The sequence below is a fragment of the Nocardia sp. NPDC004068 genome (assembly GCF_042874315.1).
Classification (GTDB): domain Bacteria; phylum Actinomycetota; class Actinomycetes; order Mycobacteriales; family Mycobacteriaceae; genus Nocardia.
In genome coordinates, this window is record NZ_JBIAMW010000006.1 from 272,784 (window position 1) to 294,050 (window position 21,267).

At 69.6% G+C, this 21,267-nt stretch carries 15 protein-coding genes; 7 read left to right on the top strand and 8 right to left on the bottom strand.

Going from position 1 to position 21,267, the window contains the following annotated elements:
* Positions 1–69: 69 nt before the first annotated feature.
* Positions 70–1,317 carry a serine hydrolase domain-containing protein gene (locus ACFYTQ_RS17325; protein WP_387361741.1) on the top strand — a complete coding sequence of 416 codons (1,248 nt, stop codon included), beginning with the start codon at positions 70–72 and terminating at the stop codon, positions 1,315–1,317.
* 518 nt (positions 1,318–1,835) lie between these two features.
* Here the strand turns inward: ACFYTQ_RS17325 and ilvA are convergent.
* Both ilvA and ACFYTQ_RS17335 read right to left on the bottom strand, forming a co-directional pair.
* On the bottom strand, positions 1,836–3,191 hold the full coding sequence (ilvA, locus tag ACFYTQ_RS17330; RefSeq protein ID WP_387361743.1) for a threonine ammonia-lyase IlvA: 1,356 nt from the start codon (positions 3,189–3,191) through the stop codon (positions 1,836–1,838).
* Positions 3,192–3,240: 49 nt separating this feature from the next.
* On the bottom strand, positions 3,241–3,675 hold the full coding sequence (locus tag ACFYTQ_RS17335) for a nitroreductase family deazaflavin-dependent oxidoreductase (protein WP_387361744.1): 435 nt from the start codon (positions 3,673–3,675) through the stop codon (positions 3,241–3,243).
* A gap of 96 nt (positions 3,676–3,771) precedes the next feature.
* Here ACFYTQ_RS17335 and ACFYTQ_RS17340 point away from each other — a divergent pair, with 96 nt between their 5' ends.
* From ACFYTQ_RS17340 to ACFYTQ_RS17355, 4 genes are all read left to right on the top strand, one after another.
* Positions 3,772–3,978 (top strand): hypothetical protein, encoded by a 207-nt coding sequence (locus ACFYTQ_RS17340; protein WP_387361746.1) that lies wholly within the window; start codon positions 3,772–3,774, stop codon positions 3,976–3,978.
* 40 nt (positions 3,979–4,018) lie between these two features.
* On the top strand, positions 4,019–4,816 hold the full coding sequence (locus ACFYTQ_RS17345) for a methyltransferase domain-containing protein (protein ID WP_387361748.1): 798 nt from the start codon (positions 4,019–4,021) through the stop codon (positions 4,814–4,816).
* Positions 4,817–4,914: 98 nt separating this feature from the next.
* Positions 4,915–5,925, top strand: a complete 1,011-nt coding sequence (locus ACFYTQ_RS17350) for a LacI family DNA-binding transcriptional regulator (RefSeq protein WP_387361749.1) — start codon at positions 4,915–4,917, stop codon at positions 5,923–5,925.
* A 47-nt stretch (positions 5,926–5,972) separates the two neighbouring features.
* Positions 5,973–6,584 (top strand): MspA family porin, encoded by a 612-nt coding sequence (locus tag ACFYTQ_RS17355; protein ID WP_387361751.1) that lies wholly within the window; start codon positions 5,973–5,975, stop codon positions 6,582–6,584.
* Between the two features lie 4 nt (positions 6,585–6,588).
* On the opposite strand, the gene dnaE is transcribed toward ACFYTQ_RS17355, so the two are convergent.
* Entirely contained in the window at positions 6,589–10,137 is a 3,549-nt protein-coding gene (gene dnaE / locus ACFYTQ_RS17360) for a DNA polymerase III subunit alpha (protein ID WP_387361753.1), read from the bottom strand.
* 105 nt (positions 10,138–10,242) lie between these two features.
* Complete coding sequence (locus ACFYTQ_RS17365; protein ID WP_387361755.1) at positions 10,243–11,391, bottom strand: AI-2E family transporter; 1,149 nt, start codon at positions 11,389–11,391, stop codon at positions 10,243–10,245.
* A 115-nt stretch (positions 11,392–11,506) separates the two neighbouring features.
* On the opposite strand from ACFYTQ_RS17365, the gene ACFYTQ_RS17370 reads away from it, so the two are divergent.
* On the top strand, positions 11,507–12,640 hold the full coding sequence (locus ACFYTQ_RS17370) for a DUF2235 domain-containing protein (protein WP_387361757.1): 1,134 nt from the start codon (positions 11,507–11,509) through the stop codon (positions 12,638–12,640).
* Positions 12,641–12,642: 2 nt separating this feature from the next.
* Here the strand turns inward: ACFYTQ_RS17370 and ACFYTQ_RS17375 are convergent, their stop codons facing one another.
* The 4 genes from ACFYTQ_RS17375 to ACFYTQ_RS17390 all read right to left on the bottom strand — a co-directional run bounded on the left by ACFYTQ_RS17375 (position 12,643) and on the right by ACFYTQ_RS17390 (position 19,878).
* Positions 12,643–14,187: a hypothetical protein gene (locus ACFYTQ_RS17375; protein WP_387361759.1), complete on the bottom strand. Its 1,545-nt coding sequence runs from the start codon at positions 14,185–14,187 to the stop codon at positions 12,643–12,645.
* 114 nt (positions 14,188–14,301) lie between these two features.
* On the bottom strand, positions 14,302–16,713 hold the full coding sequence (treY, locus tag ACFYTQ_RS17380) for a malto-oligosyltrehalose synthase (RefSeq protein ID WP_387361761.1): 2,412 nt from the start codon (positions 16,711–16,713) through the stop codon (positions 14,302–14,304).
* Between the two features lie 14 nt (positions 16,714–16,727).
* Positions 16,728–18,845 carry a glycogen debranching protein GlgX gene (gene glgX, locus ACFYTQ_RS17385; protein ID WP_387361763.1) on the bottom strand — a complete coding sequence of 706 codons (2,118 nt, stop codon included), beginning with the start codon at positions 18,843–18,845 and terminating at the stop codon, positions 16,728–16,730.
* 100 nt (positions 18,846–18,945) lie between these two features.
* Complete coding sequence (locus tag ACFYTQ_RS17390) at positions 18,946–19,878, bottom strand: GNAT family N-acetyltransferase (RefSeq protein ID WP_387361765.1); 933 nt, start codon at positions 19,876–19,878, stop codon at positions 18,946–18,948.
* Between the two features lie 118 nt (positions 19,879–19,996).
* Between ACFYTQ_RS17390 and ACFYTQ_RS17395 the strand changes: the two genes are divergently transcribed.
* Positions 19,997–21,259: an adenosylmethionine--8-amino-7-oxononanoate transaminase gene (locus ACFYTQ_RS17395; protein ID WP_387361767.1), complete on the top strand. Its 1,263-nt coding sequence runs from the start codon at positions 19,997–19,999 to the stop codon at positions 21,257–21,259.
* Positions 21,260–21,267 lie beyond the last annotated feature (8 nt).

Consider the following 21,267-nt stretch of genomic DNA (forward strand, 5'->3'; position numbering starts at 1 on the left):
GGTGGTGGGGAAATCACCAGTGGGCCAAGGTCATTGCCGACCGCTATTGTTCGCCAGTACCGTGAGAAGGTGAGCAACGAGGCTTCAGTTACCGGTCGCGGGCGTCTGCCCGCCGATGTGGGCGGACACGCCGCCGCCGAATTCGAACCGCTGGTTCGGGCGTTCTCCCGATTGGTCGGCAATCGGCGGGGTGCGGGCGGGGCGCTGTCGGTGCACCGGTACGGGGAGCCGCTGGTCGAGGTCTGGACAGGGGAGGCGTCGGCGGGGATGCCGTGGACGCGCGATACCGGGGCCCTCGTGTTCTCGGCGACGAAGGGCGTGGCCGCGACGGTCATCCATCGGCTCGCCGATCGCGGTCTCATCGATTACGACGCGCCGGTCGCGGAGTACTGGCCCGAATTCGGGGTCGAGGGCAAGGACCGAATCACGGTGCGGCAGTTGCTGACCCATCGTGCCGGGCTGTCCGGGCTCGGGCTCGTCGCGACCGCGATGGACGAGGTGCTCGACCATCGTCTGATGGAACAGCGGCTGGCCGCGGCGAAACCCGATCGGCTGCTGGGGGTTCCGACCTATCACGCGTTGACGTTCGGGTGGTTGATGTCCGGGCTCGCGCGATCGGTCACCGGGCGCGATATGAGCGAGCTGTTCCGCACGGAGGTCACCGAGCCCCTCGGCATCGACGGCCTGTACCTGGGCCTGCCGCCCGCCGGGGCGTCCACCGCGGTCGCGTCGCTGTCGGGTTCGCGTCTGGCCCTGGCGGGTTCGGCCTTGGGCTCGCTGCTCCTGGGTCGCCTCTCCAGCGTCCCCGGCGCGGCGGGCGCGGTCACCCGGGCCCTGTTCATCCCCGGCCTCGAGGCCATGCTCGAGGGCGACGAGCCGCCCATCCTCGCCGCGGAGATGGCCGCCGCCAACGGCGTCTGCACCGCCGAGGCCCTGGCCCGCATGTACAACGCCATCGCCTGCGGCACCACCCCCGACGGCCGCCCCTACCTCTCCCCCCGAACGGTCCGCGCCCTCACCAAGATCCAGACCTACCACCTGGACCACGCCCTGTTCTACCTCCCCATGCTCTGGCACCTGGGCTACCACTCCCTCCCCGTCCCCGGCGCCCCCACCGGCTTCGGCCACATCGGCCTGGGCGGCTCCTTCGGCTGGACCGACCCCACCCAGGGCCTCTCCGTCGCCTACGTCCACAACCGCCTCACCCTCAACAAATTCGCCTGGGACCAACTAGCCGCCACTTGGGTACTACCCCTCGCAGTCCACTGCGCCCACACCCCCAGCCCCACCTCCCGCCCCCTCCCCAAAGCCGCCTGACCCCGCCCTCGCTCCGCTCGGGCGGGGTACATGGAGAGGCCCCCCGGGCTATAGAGGAGGCCGTCTCGGGCTACAGAGGTGGCCGTCTCGGGCTACAGAGGTGGCCGCCACGGGGTTCAGAGGTGGCCGCCACGGGGTTCAGAGGTGGCCGCCACGGGGTTCAGAGGTGGCCGCCACGGGGTTCAGAGGTGGCCGCCTTGGGCTACAGAGGTGGCCGCCTTGGGCTACAGAGGTGGCCGTCTTGGGCTACAGAGGAGGCCGCCTCGGGATTCAGAAGAGGCCCCCACGGGGGTACAGAGGAGGCCGCCTCGGGGTTCAGAGGAGGCCCCCACGGGGGTACAGAGGAGGCCGCCTCGGGGTTCAGAGGAGGCCCCCACTGGGCAGGGCAAAGGGAATGCCCACTCGGGCGGGGCGTCGGAGCCCCTTCGCGAAAAAGGCCCAGCGTCAATGTCTTTCGAGGGCGCGCCTCTCCCCATGTCCCTGCCCCGGCGCCCCCTAGGGCGCCGGGGCAGGGTCCCCTACGTGAGATACCGATAAGCAGGCGAATCCGGGTCCAACCGCTCGCACTGAATCGGCGAATCGTGCATCCGCTTCAGCAGCGGATCCAGACCGTCCGGGGAGCCCAGTTCGATGCCGACCAGGGCGGCGCCGGTTTCGCGGTTGTTGCGTTTGACGTACTCGAACAGGGTGACGTCGTCCTCGGGGCCGAGGACCTCGTCCAGGAAGCGGCGGAGGGCGCCGGGTTCCTGGGGGAAGTCGACCAGGAAGTAATGCTTGAGGCCCTGGTGGACGAGGGAGCGTTCGATGATCTCGCCGTAGCGGGAGACGTCGTTGTTGCCGCCGGAGATGAGGCAGACGACCGTCGAGCCGGGGGTGATGGTGGCGTGGGGGAGGGCGGCGACCGCGAGGGCCCCGGCGGGTTCGGCGATGATGCCCTCGTTCTGGTAGAGCTCGAGCATCGTGGTGCAGATGGCGCCCTCGTCGACCTGGGAGATGCGGAAAGAGGCTGTGCCCCTGGGCATTTCGGTGGCGGTCAGGAGGGGGAGGGAGGCGTGCGAGATGGCGCGGCCGCCGAATTTGGCGACCATCGAGTAGGGCAGGTCGCCGATGCGACGGACCGCCGCGCCGTCCACGAACGGATCGATCTCCGGCAGCGTCACCGGGCCGCCGGCCACCAGCGCGGCCGTCATCGACGCGGCCCCGGCGGGCTCCACGCCGAGAATGGCCGTGCCGGGCGACCTCTCGCGCAGGTACGTCGCGATCCCGGCCAGGCAGCCCCCGCCGCCGACCGGCACGATGACCAGATCGGGGGAGTGGCCGAGCTGCTCGAGGAACTCCGCCGCGATCGTCCCCTGCCCGGCCGCGGTGCGCGGATCGTCGAAGGGCGGAACCATCGTCGCGCCCGTGCGGGCGACGTCCTCGTAGGCCGCGGCGGCCGCCGCGTCGTAGGTGTCGCCGGTCGCGATGAGCTGCACGAACTCACCGCCGTGCGCGCGGATGCGGTCGCGCTTCTGCTTGGGCGTGGTCGTCGGAACGTAGATGCGGCCCTTGATCCCCATCGCCCGGCACGCGAACGCCACGCCCTGCGCGTGATTGCCCGCGCTCGCGGTCACCACCCCGGCGGCCCGCTCGGCGGCGGTCAACTGCACGATGAGGTTGTAGGCGCCGCGCAGCTTGTAGGACCGCACCGCGGTGAGATCCTCGCGCTTGACATAGACCTCGGCGCCCGTGAGAGCCGACAACCGCTCGATCCGTTGCAGCGGCGTCGGCTCGATGATCTCCGAAATTCGCTCGGCGGCAGCATCGATCGCGTCCGCGCTCAACTCGGGCAACGGACCGGACACCTTCTCTGCGACTTCAAGCGGTTCGGACACCGGATCATGCTATCGGGGAGGCCGATCGCCTCCCCGCCCGCATGGCGTCCTACCGCGGGGTGAGCACGAAGACCGGAATCTCCCGGTCGGTCTTCTTCTGGTACTCGGCGTAATCGGGCCACGCCTCGACCGCCCGCTCCCACCACACGGCCTTCTCGTCACCGGTCACCTCGCGCGCGGTGTAGTCCTTGACCACGTCCTTGTCGCGCAGCTCGACGTGCGGGTGGGCCTTGATGTTGTGGTACCAGACGGGATGCTTCGGCGCGCCGCCGAGCGAGGCGACCACGGCGTACTCCCCGTCGTGCTCGACGCGCATGAGCGGGGTCTTGCGCAGCTTGCCGGTCTTCGCGCCCTTGGTGGTGAGCAGGATGATCGGCTTGCCCTGCATGGTGTCGCCCTCGGCGCCGTTGCTGGACTCGTACTTCTCGGCGTGTTCGCGCGCCCAGCTCGCGGGGCTGGGCTCATACTCTCCGGTGAGTGGCATGTTCCAGACAATTCCCGGCAACGGGCCGACTATTCCCGGCTGCTCCGGCGGAAAAGTTCGTCTTGCCGAACTCCGGGATCCGAGTACCCTGACCATATGGCAGCGGTCAACCCCACTTCCCGGACGGCGAGCGTCGATATCGCCGGATCGGCGTGGCCCGTCTACAAGCTCGAGGCCCTCGCCCTCGCGCTGCTGACCTGCCTGGTCCTGCTGTTGGTCACCGGATCCGCCCAGGTGGCCGTCCTGTCGGCGACCCTGGTCGCGGCCCTGCGCTGGATCGTCGCGGCCGGGCGCGCGAGGTAACGACACTCCCGCGCAATCCCTTCGGCGAGCACTCGAAACCATGTCCGAGCACGCCCTGAGCTTCCACGCGAGCGCCGACACCGGCCGCCTCGACGAACAGGTGTGGCTGCTCGACGTGCAGGACCACGTCCCCGGCATCCGGCAGCTGCGCGACTGGTCGCACGCGGCGCTGGACCCGCGGCCCGGTGAGCGCGTCCTCGACGTCGGCAGCGGCACCGGCACCGAGGTGCTGGCCGCGGCCGCCCGCGTCGGCCCGACCGGCACGGCCGTCGGCGTGGACCCCAACCCGGGCATGATCGAACTCGCCCGCGCCCGCGCGGCCGGGGCCGCGGTGTCATTCGTCCCCGGCTCGGCCTATCGCCTGCCGTTCCCGGACCACTCCTTCGACGCCGTGCGCTGTGAACGCGTCTACCAGCACCTCGAGGATCCGCGCCGGGCGACCGCCGAGATCATCCGCGTGCTGCGCCCCGGCGGGCGGGTCGTGCTGATCGACACCGACTGGCACACCGCGATCGTCCATCCCGCCGATCCGATGATCCTGACCGCCCTGCACGACTTCCTGCTCGCCGGGATCCCCAACCCGGCCGCCGGCCGCCGATTGCGCGGGCTGCTCGCCGCGGCGGGCTGCGTGGTGGACGGGGTCACCGCGGCGGCCGGGGTCTGGGAACCCGACCAATTCCGCCCGCCCTACGCAGAATTGAGCCGCCGCGCGGTGGCCGCGGGCGTGATCGACGCGGCCCAGCGCGAGCGTTTCCTCGCCGGACTGGACGCCGGGATCGCCGCGGGCGATCACCACGTCGCGGTCACCCTGGTCGCGGTCCTGGCACACCGGCCGTAACCCGTTGCGCGACAGGTCGTTCCGCTCCGCGGCCCCTTCGCCGCCGCCGGGCGACCGCCGGGCAAGGCTAATCTGGGAGCGGGAACGGAAGGCGGGATGTGACGGACAGACGACGACCGGCGGTGATGACGGACGTGGCGAAACTCGCGGGGGTTTCGCATCAGACCGTGTCGCGGGTGCTCAACGACAGCCCGCAGGTACGACCCGAGACGCGCGAGCGCGTGCTCGCCGCGGTGGCCGAACTCGGCTACCGCCCCAACGCCATGGCCCGCGGCCTGGTCAGCCGCCGCTCGAAGGTGCTCGGCGTGGTCACCTTCGACACCATCCTCTACGGCCCCGCGTGCATGCTGCTGGGCATCGAAAGGGCCGCGCGCGCAGCGGGTTACGGGGTCGGCATCGTCACGCTGGAGCGGGTCGACCGCGAGGGCGTGCTGGCCGCGGTGAACACGCTCACCGATCAGGGCGTGGACGGCGTCATCGTGATCGCGCCCCAGCAGGCCGCCGCCACCGCCCTGCACAGTCTGCCCACACCCGTGGCCGCGGTGGTGGTCGAGGCGGGTCAGGAGGTCGGCCTGCCCTCGGCCTCGGTGGACCAGTTCGAGGGCACCCGCTTGGCCGTGCGGCATCTGCTCGACCTCGGTCACGAGACCGTCTGGCACCTGGCCGGACCCGAGGGCTGGTGGGAGGCGCGCGACCGCCGCGAGGGCTGGCGACGCACGCTCACCGCGGCGGGCGCGCCCGTCCCCGAACCCGTGTTCGGCGACTGGAGCGCCCGTTCCGGCTACGAGGCGGGCCGCGTGCTGGCCGAAAACCCGGATGTCACAGCCGTTTTCGCGGCCAACGACCAGATGGCCCTCGGCCTGCTGCGCGCCTACGCCGAGCGCGGGATCGCGGTCCCCGACCGGGTGTCGGTGGTCGGCTTCGACGACATCCCCGAGGCCGCCTACCTGTCGCCGCCGCTGACAACCGTGCGCCAGGACTTCGACGAGGTAGGCCGCCGCAGCATGCGCCTGCTGCTGCAACTGCTCGAGGCCGACGACCCCGCGCCTGCCCCGCCACCCGTGGTGCCGACCCTGGTGGTACGAGCAAGCTCCGCACCGCCTCGCTAGCGTGTCCGCTATGGCCGAATAGCGATCGGCTACTAATCTTTCCGACCATGAGGTCTGGTCTGTGGCGGGTGTGGGCGGTCGTGACCGGGGTCGTCGTGTGTTGCGCGCCCTTCGCGCGGGCCGAGAGTGAGGAGACGGCACCGCACGAGATGACCTTTGCCTCGGCGTTCGGCAGTTTCACCGTCGGCTCTCGGTTCGCGACCATCGACCGGCACATCTCGGCGAATCTTGTGCACCCGACCCGGGAGGCGCTGCTCAGTGGCGTCGCCTACGGGCGGATCAACGGGCCCGCCACCGGGGTGTTGAAGACCGGGTACCACGTTGCCTGCGCGATCGATATCGATGGCGGCATCGCGAACGTCACCCCGGACATCACCTTGAGCGGGCCGCCCGGACCCGACGGGTTGCCGCAGATTCAGGCCCAGATGCGTCCCACCCTGGATCTGAAGGTGAATCCGGGGGAGGTCAAGGAGATCCCGCTCGGCGAGAAGGAGATGGCCCCGGGCCATACCGTGCAGATCGTCGTGCGGGACTTCCGCCTGTCCGTGAACGATTGCACCGGCCCGGTCTCGGTGCGCCAGTACACCTACGTCTACGCCCGCTCCGCCGATGTGGACGACAGCGGAGCGGTCTTCGGCGACGAGATGTGGGTGCTGTAGCGGCTCAGCTCGCCAGGCAGCCCGGTCCGAGCAGGGCCTTGAGGTCGCCCATGAGTGCCGAGGACGGCGAAACCCGTAGGCTCGCATCGAGTTTCAGCAGGGTGGTCTTGTCGCGGGCGCCGATGTGGCGGATGTGGACGTCGGCGCTGCCGGGGTGGCTGCGCAGGACCCGCTTGAGGGCGTCGACCTTGTCGGGGGTGCACAGGCGGGTCGGCATGGTGACCGCGAGCGGCTTCTCCATCCCGATGGCCGACAGGTCCGGCACCACGAGATCGTTGGCGATCAGCGAGATCCGGTCGTCGCGGGCGGAGACGCGGGCCTTGACCAGCACGACCGCGTCCTCCACGACGTCCATGCCGTAGACCGAGTACGCCTGCGGGAAGAACAGCACCTCGATGCCACCGGACAGATCCTCCAATTGTGCCGAGGCCCAGGGCATTCCGTTCTTGTTGATGCGCCGGGTGACCGAGGCGAGGATGCCGCCGACGGTCACCTGCGCGCCGTCGGAGAGGTTGCCCTCCAGGATGTTCGGGATCGCGGTGTCGGACTGCGCGGCCAGCACGTGCGCCACGCCGTCGAGCGGATGCCCGGACACGTACAGGCCCAGCATCTCCCGTTCCAGCGCCAGCTTGTGCTTGGTGTCCCATTCCTCGTCGGGCACCTTCACATTGAACACCGACGCCATCGACTCGTCGCTGTCGTCGAGCCCGCCGAACAGGTCGAACTGGCCCATGGCCTCGGCCTTCTTGGTGGCCATCACCGCGTCGATCGCGTCGGAGTGCACCAGCAGCAGACCCTTGCGCGGATGGCCCAGCGAGTCGAACGCGCCCGCCTTGATCAGCGATTCGGTGACCTTCTTGGTGCAGGCCACGGTGTCGATCTTGTTGAGGTAGTCGGAGAAGTCGGTGAACTTCGACTTCTCCTTGCGCGCGGTGATGATCGAGGCCACCACGTTCGCGCCCACGTTGCGCACCGCGCCCAGACCGAAGCGGATGTCGTTGCCGACCGAGGCGAAGTTGTGCTCGGACTCGTTGACGTCGGGCGGCAGCACCTGGATGTTGAGGCGGCGGCAGTCGGCCAGGTACACCGCGGCCTTGTCCTTGTCGTCCCCGACCGAGGTGAGCAGCGCGGCCATGTACTCGGCCTTGTAGTTGGCCTTGAGGTAGGCGGTCCAGAACGACACCAGGCCGTAGCCCGCGGCGTGCGATTTGTTGAACGCGTATCCGGCGAACGGAAGGATGGTGTCCCACAACGCCTTGATGGCCGGCTTGGAGAAGCCGTTCTCCAGCATGCCCTTCTCGAAGCCCTCGAACTCGGCCTCGAGCACCTCGGCCTTCTTCTTGCCCATCGCGCGGCGCAGGATGTCGGCTCGACCGAGCGAGTACCCGGCCACCTTCTGCGCGATCTGCATGATCTGCTCCTGGTACACGATCAACCCGTAGGTGTCGGCCAGGATGTCGCGCAGCGGCTCCTCGAGCTCGGGGTGGATGGGCTTGACCTCTTGCCGCCCGTTCTTGCGGTCGGCGTAGTCGTTGTGGGCGTTCATGCCCATCGGGCCCGGGCGGTACAGCGCGAGCACCGCGACGATGTCCTCGAAGCCGGTGGGCTGCATGCGGCGCAGCAGATCGCGCATGGCGCCGCCGTCGAGCTGGAACACGCCGAGAGTGTCTCCGCGCGCGAGCAATTCGTAGGTCGGCGGATCGGCCAGCGGCAGCGTGTCCAGATCGAGGTCGATGCCGCGATTGGCCTTGATGTTCTCCAGCGCGTCCCCGATGACGGTGAGGTTGCGCAGGCCCAGGAAGTCCATCTTCAACAGGCCGATGGCCTCACACGACGGATAGTCCCAGCCGGTGATGATCGCCCCGTCCTGGGCGCGCTTCCACAGCGGGATCGCGTCCATGAGCGGTTCGGAGGACATGATGACCGCGCACGCGTGCACGCCCGCGTTGCGGATCAGGCCCTCGAGGCCGCGGGCGGTCTCGTAGATCTTGGCGACGTCCGGGTTGGTGTTGATCAGCTCCCGGACCTCGGTGGCCTCCTTGTACCGCTCGTGCTCGGGGTCCATGATCCCCGACAGCGGAATGTCCTTGGCCATGATCGGCGGCGGCAGCGCCTTGGAGATCTGGTCGGCGATCGCGAAGCCCGGCTGGCCGAACTGCACGCGGGCCGAATCCTTCAGCGCCGCTTTGGTTTTAATGGTGCCGAAGGTGATCACCTGGGCGACCTTGTCGGTGCCCCACTTCTCGGTCGCGTAGCGGACCATCTCACCGCGGCGGCGATCGTCGAAATCGATATCGATATCGGGCATGGACACGCGCTCGGGGTTGAGGAAGCGCTCGAACAGCAGCCCGTGCGGGATCGGGTCGATGTTCGTGATGCCCATGGCGTAGGCCACCAGCGATCCGGCGGCCGAACCGCGGCCCGGGCCGACGCTGATGCCGACCGAGCGGGCGTGGCTGATCAGGTCGCCGACGACGAGGAAGTAGGCGGGGAAGCCCATCTGGATGATGACGTCGAGCTCGTACTTCGCGCGATCGATGTACTCGCCGGGCACGCCGTTCGGGAAGCGGCGCTCGAGCCCGCGCATGACCTCCTTGTGCAGCCAGCTGGCCTGGGTCTCGCCCTCGGGGACGGGGAAGATCGGCATCCGGTCGCGGTGGGTCCAGACCTCCTCGTAGGACTGCACCCGCTCGCCGATGAGCTCCGTATTGTCGCAGGCGCCGGGCACTTCCGCGTCCCACAGCGCGCGCATCTCGGCGGCGGACTTGAGGTAGTAGCCGGAGCCGTCGAATTTGAAGCGGGTGGGATCGGACAGCGTCTTACCGGTCTGCACGCACAGCAGCGCCTCGTGGTTGGCCGAATCCGATTCGAAGACGTAGTGGCAGTCGTTGGTGGCCAGCGGCGGGATGTCGAGTTTGCGGCCGACCTCGAGCAGGCCCTCGCGCACCCGGCGCTCGATGGACAGGCCGTGGTCCATGATCTCGAGGAAGAAGTTCTCCTTGCCGAAGATCTCCTGCCACTTGGCCGCGGCCTCCAGCGCCTCGCGCTCGTGGCCCAGGCGCAGCCGGGTCTGGACCTCGCCCGAGGGGCAGCCGGTGGTGGCGATGATGCCCTCGGCGTGCTGGGCGATGATGTCGGCGTCCATGCGCGCCCACTTGCCCAGCTGGCCCTCGATGGATGCGAGCGAGGACAGTTTGAACAGGTTGCGCAGGCCGGTCGCGTTCTCGGCGACCATCGTCATGTGCGTGTACGCGCCGGAACCGGAGACGTCGTCGGACTTCTGGCTGGGGTCACCCCACTGCACGCGCTTGGTGTTGAACCGCGACTCGGGCGCGATGTAGGCCTCGATGCCGATGATGGGCTTGATGCCCTGCTTCTTGGCGGAGTTGTAGAACTCCGAGGCGCCGTACATGTTGCCGTGGTCGGTCATGCCGACCGCGCTCATGCCCAGCCGCTCGGCCTCCTTGAACAGAGGCGTGATCTTCGCCGCGCCGTCGAGCATCGAGTACTCGGTGTGGTTGTGGAGATGGACGAATGATCCCGAGGCTGACACCCGTGGAATCATATTAGGTGCCTCCGACAGGGCAAGAAGGCACGCCGAGGGCGATCGAAAACCGCTGGTGGGTGCGGGAATTCGCGCGGCGCGTCGCCGGTGTCCTCAGTCGGCGGCCACGCTCTCGTCGGCGGGGTCGGGCGCGGCCCGCTCCGGCGGCGCGGTGGCCGCGTCGATCTGCTCGCCGAGGTAGCGCACCACCACCGCGACCACGGCCGCCACGGGCACCGCCAGGAACGCGCCCACGATGCCGAACAGCGACCCGCCCGCGGTCACCGCCAGCAGCACCACGACCGCGTGCAGCTTCATGCTCCGGCTCTGCAACACCGGTTGCAGCACATTGCCCTCCAACTGCTGCACCGCGATGATGATGCCGAGCACGATCAGCGCGGTGGTGAAACCGTTGCCCACCAACGCGACCAGCACCGCGAGCGCGCCCGCGACGAACGCGCCGACCATCGGGACGAATCCGCCCAGGAACGTGATCACCGCGAGGACCAGCGCCAGCGGCACGTGCAGGATCACCAGGCCCGCCCCGATGAACACCGCGTCGATCATGCTGACCACGGCCTGCGTGCGGATGAATCCGCCCAGCGTGCTCCAGATCCGGTCGAGCACCTCCTCGACGTGCGCCGCGCCGCGCCGCCCGAACAGCGTCCGCGTCCACGGCACGAACCGGGGCCCGTCCTTGACGAAGAAGAACGTCAGCACCAGCACCAGGAACAGCGTGACCAGCGCGTTGGTCGCGGTGCTGACCCCGCTGAACACCCCCGAGGCGATCCGCTCCGAACTCGATTGCAGCCGTGACACGATCGCGTCGGTGGCCGAATTCAGTTGCTCGTCACGGACATTGAACGGCGGCCCGCGCAGCCAGTCGCGCACGGTGTTGATGCCGTCGGTGGAGCGGTCGGCCAGCTCCGGCACCTGATCGACCACCGACGGCACGATCAGCGCCACGATGCCCGCGAACACGCCGAGGAATCCGATCATGGTGATCGCGGCCGCCGCGGCCGGGGGCAGTCCGCGCCCGGTGAGCCAGCGCGTCGGCGGCCACAACACGGTCGCCACGATCAATGCCAGCAGCACCGGCAGCACCGCGACCCACACCTTCGCCAGCAGGAAGCTGAGCACCCACCCCGCGGCCGCGATGGCGACGATGCAGACCGACCACTTGGCCAGCCAGAGCAGCCCGTTGCCGATGACCGTTCCCCGATCCGCTCCGGCGGTGTCCGATTCGTCCGTTCGCTGGGTCACGGCCCCAGTCTGACAGGTTCCCGTGCGACCATTAACACTCGCGTAGCCGGGCGGCGATGATTCGAGTAGTCGGCTACGCGGGGCCGGGGACGAACGGGGCGGGAGGATTTCACCCATGAAACGACTGGTGGTCTGCTGTGACGGCACGTGGGGCGCGGAGTGCAACCCCTCGGTGTCGAATATCGTCAAGATCGCCGAATCGGTCCGGATGCGCACGAGTTCGCCGTCCGGCGTCGTGGGGCAGCGCGTGTTCTACATCGACGGACCCGGTTCGCGCGGTTACCTCGCCGACAAGGTGCTCGGCGGCGCGTTCGGGCTCGGCCTGGACGCCAACCTGTCCACGATGTACTGGCAGCTGGCATTGAACTGGGAGCCGGGCGACGAGATCTTCATCTTCGGGTTCAGCCGCGGCGCGTACACCGCGCGCAGCCTGGCCGGGATGATCAACCGCCTGGGCCTGCTGACGCCGGAGGCCATGATCGACCGCAAGTACCCGGAGGCGCTGCGAATCTATCGGCAGCGCAAGGATCCCGACGCGCCCGATCCGCAGGAGTGGGTGCGCTTCCGGGAGCAGCACTGCCACGCGGATGTGCCGATCAAGTTCATGGGCGTGTTCGACACGGTCGGCGCGATGGGCGTGCCCGGGATCACCTCGTGGCGTTACCGTTTCCACGACGTCCGGTTGTCCCCGGCGGTGCGGTGCGCCCGGCAGGCGCTCGCCATCAACGAGCGCCGCCGCATCTTCGCCCCCTGCCTGTGGGAGGTGACCGAGGCCGAGCAGCGCGATCCCGAACGCGTCAAGCAGGTGTGGTTCAAGGGTGTGCACACCGATATCGGCGGCGGCTATCCCGACAGCCGGTTGTCGGATGTGACGCTGCGCTGGATGGTCGGCGAGGCCGAACTGCAGGGCCTGGACTTCGACCGGGATCGGTTGGAGCAGTTGATTTCTCGCTCGCAGGTCTTCGACAACGCCGTGGTCCCGCACGACTCCCTGACCACCGCCTACCGCCTGCTCAACCTCGCGGGCAAGCTGGTCCGCCCGCGCAGCGCGCGGTTCTACCGGGATTCCTGGCGTCGCCTGGGCAAGCCCGCGACGAATATGGTCTACCTGTCGCCGACCGCCCAGCCGACCTCGCAGTTCCAGCCGCCCAACGTCCTGCGCTGGGAGCGGGAACTGGAGGGCTCCCTGCCCTACGAGCCGACCGAGAAGGCCACGCCCACACCGACTTTGGAGCCGATGGGGGCGTAACCTCAGCTGGTCCGGATCCTCAACCCCGGATTGGCTTGCAGCACAGCGTTGATGGGCTGCCCGATGAGCAGCGGGAGCAGGCCGCAGCCGTCCTCGGGGGAGGTGGGGTCCATGGCGACGGCGCTGCTGATGCCGACCGCGCTGGCGCCGGCGAAGACCGGGCCGCCGCTGTCGCCGTGCTGGCCGCACACATTGGCCGCGAACATGTGCCGCAGGCGGGTGACGTGGTCGTCGTCCGGGCTCTCCTTGACGTTCAGTTCCATGTCCACGTCGAGGACCTGCCCGCAGGTGTAGCCGGTGCGCAGCCCCGCCTTGCACACCACCCCGCCGACCACCGGATCGGCCGTGCCCGTGATGGCGACGTCCCCGCTCGGCGGCTTGCCCGCCTCGCCCTCGGTGCTGCTGGTCGGCAGGTGCGCGCCCGCGGCCGAACCGCCCGGCAGCGGGCCCGGCACGGTGACGCGGCGGCTGGTGACGAGGTTGTTGCGGAAGCGCGGGGCGGCGTTCTCGTCGATGCGGATCACCGAGTAGTCCTGCGGGCCGAGTTCGGACACCTCGAACCAGCCGAGCGCCGCGCCGCGCCGCTTGTCGTGCGCGTCGAAGGCCGTCTCGAAGATGTGCTGCGGCCCCGTCCCGCGCTCCCCCGGATCGATCAGATTGTCCGGATCACAGTGTCCCGCCGTGATATTCACGGTGTTCCCCGCCGCGTCGACGCCGTTGAACCCGAACGAGCACTTGCCGGTCCGACCCGCGTAGTCGAACGCGTAGGGCTGCCCACCCAGCACGGCCGCCGCCCCGGTGCCCTCGGGCAGGGGCTCGCTCACCCCGGGTTCGCGGTGGGGGGCCGGTTGGGACTCGGTCACCCCGGGGTCGGGATGTGTGCCTGGTTGGGGCTCGGTGGTCCCGGGGGCGGGGTGTGGGTCCGGCAGGGACTCGGTCACCCCGGGACCGGGCTCGGCGATGTCGGAGCCGTCGGACTCCTGGGGGCGGGCGACCGGCATGGCCGCGGCGATCGCGCGGACCCGGCCCGCCTCCTCGGGGAGGGTCGTCCCCTCGGTCACGCGCACGGTGAGGCTGTTGTGGGTCACGTCGATGCCGTAGCTCACCACTCGGCCCGCCACGTCGCGCGGCTGGCGGGTGAGCCACTGCTCGAAGGCGACGCGCCGCCCGCGCAGGGTGGCCTCGCTGTCGGCGACGGACTCCACCGCGAAGCCCTCCCGCTCGGCGGCGGCGCGGGCGGGCGCGGTGGTCACGTCCTCGGCGAGCGCGACGACCCCGCGGTCGCCGTCCATGCGGACCCCGGCGAAGGCGCGCGGGTGGGCCGCGCGGGCGGTGCGGGCGAAGGCGTCCAGCCGCTCGGCGGTCCGGATGCGCTGAAGATATTGGGCCGCATCGATTCTCAGGTCCCGGCGCAGGGCCGCCACGAGGTCCGGCGGGAGCTCGGCGGGCGGCGGCGCCGCCGGGGCCGGGACGGCGAGGGACCCGATCACCGTGACCGCGACGCAACACCCCAATGCCACCCGGCGCGCGCGGGAACCGAACTCCATCGAGCTGCCTCCTGACGAAACGCGATGATCGTGCGGATGCAGCCGATGATGCTATGTCTCACCCGTCCCAAAAGGGACCAAGCGGTTCTCCAGCGTGTCGGGCGGCCGGGCGTGTCAGCGTACGAGCAGCGCCACCGGCAGCCGGGCGAACAGCTTCTCCACCCGCGCCGATCCGGTGCACACGTGCCCGGTCAGCCGGTCGGTCCAATTGCCCTCCGGCAGCGCGAGTGTCGTGTCCCCCCACCCAGCGTCGGCGAGCGCGACGCTGTGCCGGGTAACCGCGACGATCACCTGCGGCGGTTCACCGGCCTTGCCGCGCGCGTAGGCGAGCAGATGCTCGGCCCGCTCGCCCGTGGCCTGCAACGGGAGGTAGGCGCCGCCGACGAAGCAGTCCGGCCGTTCCCGGCGCAGCCACAGCGCGTAGGCGACCACCCACATCTTCGCCGCGCCCGAGGTGTCCAATTCCGGTGTGCCCGTGAGCGATTGCAGCATCGCCAGCCGCGCGCCGAAATCCACCGGGCGGCGGTTGTCGGGATCGACGAGCGAATCCTCCCACAGCTCACAGCCCTGGTAGATGTCCGGGATGCCGGGCCCGCACAGCTGTAACAGCTTCTGCCCCAACGCGTCCGACCACGCGTGCGGGGCGGTCCGGGCGACGAGCTCGCCGAGTTCCACCCCGACCGGTCCGTCGATCACCGCGTCGATCCACGCGTGCAGCTCGGATTCGAACTCGGAATCGGGCTCCTCCCAAGAGGTTCGGGTGCCCGCCTCGCGAACGGCCTTCTCCGCGAACCGATGCAGTCGCTCGCGCAGCTCCGGCACCGCCGCCACCCCGCGCCCGTCGGCGGGCCACACCCCGAACATGTTCTGCAACAGGAACAACGAGGTCGCCCCGTCCGGCGGCGGGGTGATGTCGTTCCAGGCGCGCACCGCGTCGGCCCACGTCTCGGCGATCTGCGACAGCACCGTGATGCGCGCGCGCACGTCCTCGCCGCGCTTGGTGTCGTGAGTGGACAGCGTGGTCATGGCCGCGGGCCAGCGGCGGGCGCGCTCGGCGTTGGCGAGATGGAATTCCAGTGGCGTGCGGGAGAATCGGCCCGGATCGCCGCCCACCTCCTGCAACGACACCAGCCGCGCGGCTTGGTAGAACATGGTGTCCTCCACCGACTTCGCGGTGATCGCCCCGCACACCTGCTGGAAGCGCACCGCCGCCTCGCCCGCGACCGCCAGCGCCCGCACCAGAACGCCCAGGGGCGCGGCCAATTCGCCGTTGCGGCGCTCGATCTCGGCCATCACCGTGCCCAGCACGCCCGCGAGCGGCGCGTAGTCGGTGCGGTAGTACGGCACGAACGACAGCGCCTCGATGGTGGCGTTGGTCAGCGCCATGGTGTCGAAATCCTCGGCGCCCGCGTCGCGTTTGACCGCGGCCACCAGCCGCCGCACCTCGGGCACCAGCAGTTTCTCGGCCACCGCGCGTTTGATGCGATGTTCGGTATCGGCGAACCAGGCCGCGTCGCTGCCGTGCCCGCAGAACTCGCGCGACAGCTCGGTCAGCGCCCGCTCCCCGGCCGGATCGACGAACACCCCGCCCAGCACGGCCAGCGCGTCGTAGCCGGTGGTGCCGTCGACGGGCAGGGTGGCGTCCAGCGGTTCGGTCCCGGACAGGATCTTCTCCACCAGCAGCAGCCGCTTCGGCCCGATCAACCGGCGCAGCCGCGCGAGATAGCCCGCGGGATCGGCCAATCCGTCGGGATGGTCGATGCGCACGCCGTCGATCAGGTCGTGCTCGCACCACGCGGCGAGTTCGCGATGGGTCACCTCGAACACCGCCGGATCCTCCTGGCGGATCGCGGCCAGCTCCGAGACCGCGAAGAAGCGCCGATAGGTGCCGATCCCCGCCTTCCAGCTCACCAGCCGGTAGTGCTGTTTGTCGTGGATGCGCAGCGCGTTCTCGCCGTCGGTGCCGGGCGCGATGGGGAAGCGCAGATCGTGCAGCGCGAGCATCGGTTCGGGGCCGCCGCGGTCGACGGTGAGCGCGGCCGGATCGTTCTCGCTCTGCAACACCGGCAGCGCCAGCCGCCCGCCCGCGCCGTTGCCGGGACTCCAGTCGATGTCGAAGAAGTGCGCGAACTGTGACCCCTTGCCGTTGCGCAGCACATCCCACCACCACGGGTTCTGCCGCGGATCGGCCACGCCCACATGGTTGGGCACCAGATCCACGATCAGGCCCATGCCGCGCCCGCGCACCTCGTCGGCGAGCGCCTTGAGGCCGCCGGGCCCGCCGAGCGTCGCCGACACCGTGGTCGGGTCGGTGACGTCGTAGCCGTGCAGCGATCCGCGCGCCGCGGTCAGGATCGGCGACAGGTACAGATGCGAGATGCCCAGCTGCTGGAGGTATTCCGCGATCGCGCGGGCATCGGCGAAGGTGAGCACATCGGGCCGCAGCTGGAGGCGATAGGTGCTGCGGACCGAGGTCCGGCGGGCGATCGGCCCGGTGATGTCGTCGGGCTGGTGTGTGTCTGTCATCTCGCTGTCAGTTGCTACGCGGTCCGGCGCAGGACGAGCAGACACCGCGCGGGTACCCCGACGGTCGCCGCGGGCGGATAGCTCGCCTCCGATTCCCCGGTGGGTGTCGAACAATCCAGCACGACCGTCCACTCCTGGCCGAACCTGCCGCCCGGCAGCGTGAAGTCGATCGGTGCGTCGTGGGCATTGAAGCACAGCAGGAACGAGTCGTCGGTGACGCGTTCCCCGCGCGGGCCCGGTTCCTTGATGGCGTCCCCGTTGAGGAACACCGTGAGCGAGCGCCCGAACCCGGAGTCCCAGTCGGCGGCGGTCATCTCCTTACCGGCCGGGGTGAACCAGGCGATGTCGCCGAGCGGCCCGCCCTCGGGCACCGGGCGCCCGTCGAAGAAGCGGCGGCGGCGGAACACCGGATGGTCGGTGCGCAACGCGATGGCCGCGCGGGTGAACTCCAGCAGATCCGAATTCTTCTGCGCCAGCGTCCAATCCATCCACGCCAGCGGCGAGTCCTGACAGTAGGCGTTGTTGTTGCCGTTCTGGGTGCGGCCCATCTCGTCGCCGTAGAGCAGCATCGGGGTGCCCTGCGACAGCACCAGGGTGGCGATCATGTTGCGGCTCTGGCGTTCTCGCAGCGCCAGCACCTCCGGATCGTCGGTGGGGCCCTCCACGCCGCAGTTCCAGGAGCGGTTGTAGCTCTCGCCGTCGCGGTTGTCCTCGCCGTTGGCCTCGTTGTGTTTGTCGTTGTAGGACACCAGGTCCCGCAGCGTGAACCCGTCGTGGGCGGTGACGAAGTTGATGCTCGCGCTGGGGCGGCGGCCGGTGGCCTCGTACAGGTCCGACGACCCGGTGAGCCGGGAGGCGAACTCGCCCAGCGTCGCCGGTTCGCCGCGCCAGTAGTCGCGCACGGTGTCGCGGTACTTGCCGTTCCACTCGGTCCACAGGCCGGGGAAGTTGCCGACCTGGTAGCCGCCCTCGCCGACGTCCCACGGTTCGGCGATGAGCTTGACCTGGCTCACCACCGGATCCTGCTGCACCAGATCGAAGAACGTGGAAAGCCGGTCCACATCGTGCAATTCGCGCGCCAGCGTGGCGGCGAGGTCGAAGCGGAAGCCGTCGACGTGCATGTCGAGCACCCAGTACCGCAGCGAGTCCATGATCAGCTGCAAGGTGTGCGGATGGCGCACGTTGAGGCTGTTGCCGGTGCCGGTGTAGTCCATGTAGCACGCGGGCTCGTCCTCCACCAGCCGGTAGTAGGCGGCGTTGTCGATGCCGCGCAGCCCGATGGTGGGGCCGAGGTGGTTGCCCTCGCCGGTGTGGTTGTAGACCACGTCGAGGATCACCTCGATGCCCTCGGCGTGCAGCGCGCGCACCATCGCCTTGAACTCGGTGACCGCCGCGCCGGGGCGGGGATCGGAGGCGTAGTCCTGGTGCGGGGCCAGATAGCCGACGCTGTTGTAGCCCCAGTAGTTGCGCAGCCCCTTGTCCAGCAGCATCTGATCGTGGATGAACTGATGCACCGGCATGAGCTCGATCGCGGTGACGCCCAACGCCTTCAGATGATCGATGATCGCCGGATGCGCGATGCCCGCGTAGGTGCCGCGCAACGGTTCGGGCACTTGCGGATTGGTCATCGTCATGCCCTTGACGTGGGCCTCGTAGATGACGGTCTCGTGGTAGGGGCGGGTCGGCGCGCGGTCGTCGGCCCAGTCGAAGAACGGGTTGATCACCACCCCGGTCATGGTGTGCCCCAACGAATCCTCGCCGTGGGTGTGCAGCGAGGAATGCCCGTCGAACGCGCCCGCGAACGCCTTGCCGTACGGGTCGAGCAGCAGTTTGCTTGCGTCGCAGCGCAATCCGCGATCGGGATCGTAGGGGCCGTGCACCCGGAAGCCGTAGTGCTGGCCCGGCGCGATGGTCGGCACGTAGGCGTGCCAGACGTAGGTGTCGACCTCCTCCAGCGGAATTCGCGTCTCCGCGCCCGCGTCGTCGATCAGACACAGTTCGACCCGCTCGGCGACCTCGGAGAACAGGGAGAAATTGGTGCCCGCCCCGTCGTAGGTCGCCCCGAGCGGATAGGGCGTGCCCGGCCACACACCCAGGGGGGCCACGTCTTCGCTCACATCCGGCTGCACCATGGCATCGACAGTAGCCGTCCGCCCGCGCGTGTCGCCTGCCGATGTGACCGGAGTTCCGCTCGGTGGCGGTTCCGCGACCGCATCGGAACGCGGACGCGATTCACAACGCCTTGCGCCACGTCTGCCCGACGAGATCCTTGCCGAAGCTGTGATGTGGCTCGGTGTCGACCAATTCGAAGCCCGCGCGCACGTAGATGTGGCGCGCGGCGGTGAGCACGTCGTTGGTCCACAACACCATGCTCGTGTACCCGGCCGACGTGGCGAAGCGCACACATTCCTCGACCAGCGCGCTGCCCACCCCCAGCCCGCGCGCGGACGGCTCGACGAGCAGCAGCCGCAGCCGGGCCGTGGCGTCGTCCTCGCGCACGCAGAACACGCTGCCGACCGGTTCGCCGTCGACCTCGGCGATCCAGGCCCGCTCGGTGTGCGGCTCGCGGGTCTGGAGGAAGTCGGCGACGATCCGGGCCACCAGGGCCTCGTACTCGCCGTTCCAGCCGTATTCCGCGGCGTAGAGCGCGGCGTTGCGGGCGATGACCCAGCCGTAGTCGCCCGGTCGCGGGTCGCGGATCGTGAAGGGCGCGGCGGCCCGGCCGTCGAGCAGGCGTGCGATCGTGCGCATGGCGTTGATCAACAGGGCGCGCTGGTCGGGGGAGTGCCGGTCGAGCAGATCGCGCACGCCCGCGTCGGAGCGCCGGTCGAGTTCGGTGAAGACCTCGCGGCCGCGCCCGGTGAGTTCCACCCGCTGGCGACGCCCGTCGGTGTCCGAGCGCTGCCGCCGCACCAGCCCCGCCTCCTCGAAGCGGGCGAGGATCCGGCTCAGATAGCCCGGATCCAGATCCAGCGCCCCGCGCAGCGCGACCACGTCCAGCGGCCCGAAGTGGGCCAGCTCGAACAGGATTCGCGCCTCGGTGAGGGAGTAGTCGCTGTCGACGAGATGTTCCTGTAGCACGCCGATCAACCGGGTGTAGCGGCGGTTGAACTCGCGGACCGCGGCGATGTGGTCAGCGTCGACGATGTCGGTGACGGCGGTCATCACACTCCTATTCTTTGACCGAGTCAAAGAATAGCCGCTGTCGGGTCGCGGGGGAACCGAATCTCGACGCGGGTGGTAACTTGAACGCCGTTCAAGGCCGCTGTCGTGGAGGACTTCCGTGAAATCCGACGAGATCACCGCACTCGACGCCGCGCACGTCTGGCATCCCTACGGCGGTTTCCCGGCCACGACCGAACCGCTGGTCGTGGCGAGCGCGTCCGGCACCCGCCTGAGGCTCGCCGACGGGCGCGAACTCGTCGACGGCATGAGCTCGTGGTGGGCCGCCGTGCACGGGTATCGGCATCCGGTGCTGGACGCGGCGCTGGTCGAGCAGTCGCGGCGGATGAGCCACGTGATGTTCGGCGGCCTGACCCACGAACCCGCGGCGCGGCTGGCGCGACTGCTGGTGGAGCTGACCCCCGCCGGGCTGGACAAGGTGTTCCTCTGCGACTCCGGTTCCGTGTCGGTGGAGGTGGCGGCGAAGATGTGCCTGCAATACTGGCGGGCGCTGGGACGGCCCGGGAAGCGGCGGCTGTTCACCTGGCGCGGGGGCTATCACGGGGACACGTTCACGCCGATGAGCGTGTGCGATCCCGAGGGCGGGATGCACTCGCTGTGGACCGATGTGCTGGCCGAGCAGGTGTTCGCCCCCGTCCCCCCGAAAGACTATGTGCCCGAGTACGTCTCGACGCTGGAGCAGCTGCTGGCCGCCCACGCCGACGAGCTGGCGGCGGTCATCGTGGAGCCGATCGTGCAGGGCGCGGGCGGTATGCGGTTCCATCATCCGCGCTACCTGAACGATCTGCGCAGGCTCTGCGACGAGTACGGCGTGCTGCTGGTGTTCGACGAGATCGCGACCGGATTCGGCCGCAGCGGAACGTTTTTCGCGGCGGACCGGGCCGGGGTCGCGCCGGATGTGATGTGTGTGGGGAAGGCGCTCACGGGCGGTTATCTCACCCTGGCGGCCGCGCTGTGCACGAGCCGGATCGCGGAGACGATCAGCGCCGGGCACGGCGGGTTGATGCACGGGCCGACGTTCATGGGCAATCCGTTGGCGTGTGCGGTGGCGGTGGCGTCGATCGAGTTGCTGCTCTCCCGGGACTGGCGGGTGGAGGTCGCGGGGATCGAGGCCGGGTTGACGGCGGGACTCGCTGCGGCGCAAGCGGTTCCGGGGGTGGTGGATGTGCGCGTGCTCGGGGCGATCGGGGTGGTCGAGCTGGATCGTCCGGTGGATATGCGGCGGGCCACCGACGCCGCCGTCGCGGCTGGGGTGTGGTTGCGGCCGTTTCGGAATCTGATCTACACGATGCCGCCGTATATCAGTTCCGTGGGGGATATCGCGCGGATCTCGGGGGCGGTGGTGGCGGCGGCCTCGGCCTGAAAGTGTTG

Coding starts and splice junctions, on each gene's coding strand:
- ACFYTQ_RS17375 (WP_387361759.1), bottom strand. CDS start 14,187: ATGGAGTTCGGTTCCCGCGCGCGCCGGGTGGCATTGGGGTGTTGCGTC.
- ACFYTQ_RS17345 (WP_387361748.1), top strand. CDS start 4,019: ATGTCCGAGCACGCCCTGAGCTTCCACGCGAGCGCCGACACCGGCCGC.
- ACFYTQ_RS17390 (WP_387361765.1), bottom strand. CDS start 19,878: ATGACCGCCGTCACCGACATCGTCGACGCTGACCACATCGCCGCGGTC.
- ACFYTQ_RS17335 (WP_387361744.1), bottom strand. CDS start 3,675: ATGCCACTCACCGGAGAGTATGAGCCCAGCCCCGCGAGCTGGGCGCGC.
- treY (WP_387361761.1), bottom strand. CDS start 16,713: ATGACAGACACACACCAGCCCGACGACATCACCGGGCCGATCGCCCGC.
- ACFYTQ_RS17370 (WP_387361757.1), top strand. CDS start 11,507: ATGAAACGACTGGTGGTCTGCTGTGACGGCACGTGGGGCGCGGAGTGC.
- ACFYTQ_RS17340 (WP_387361746.1), top strand. CDS start 3,772: ATGGCAGCGGTCAACCCCACTTCCCGGACGGCGAGCGTCGATATCGCC.
- glgX (WP_387361763.1), bottom strand. CDS start 18,845: ATGGTGCAGCCGGATGTGAGCGAAGACGTGGCCCCCCTGGGTGTGTGG.
- ACFYTQ_RS17355 (WP_387361751.1), top strand. CDS start 5,973: ATGAGGTCTGGTCTGTGGCGGGTGTGGGCGGTCGTGACCGGGGTCGTC.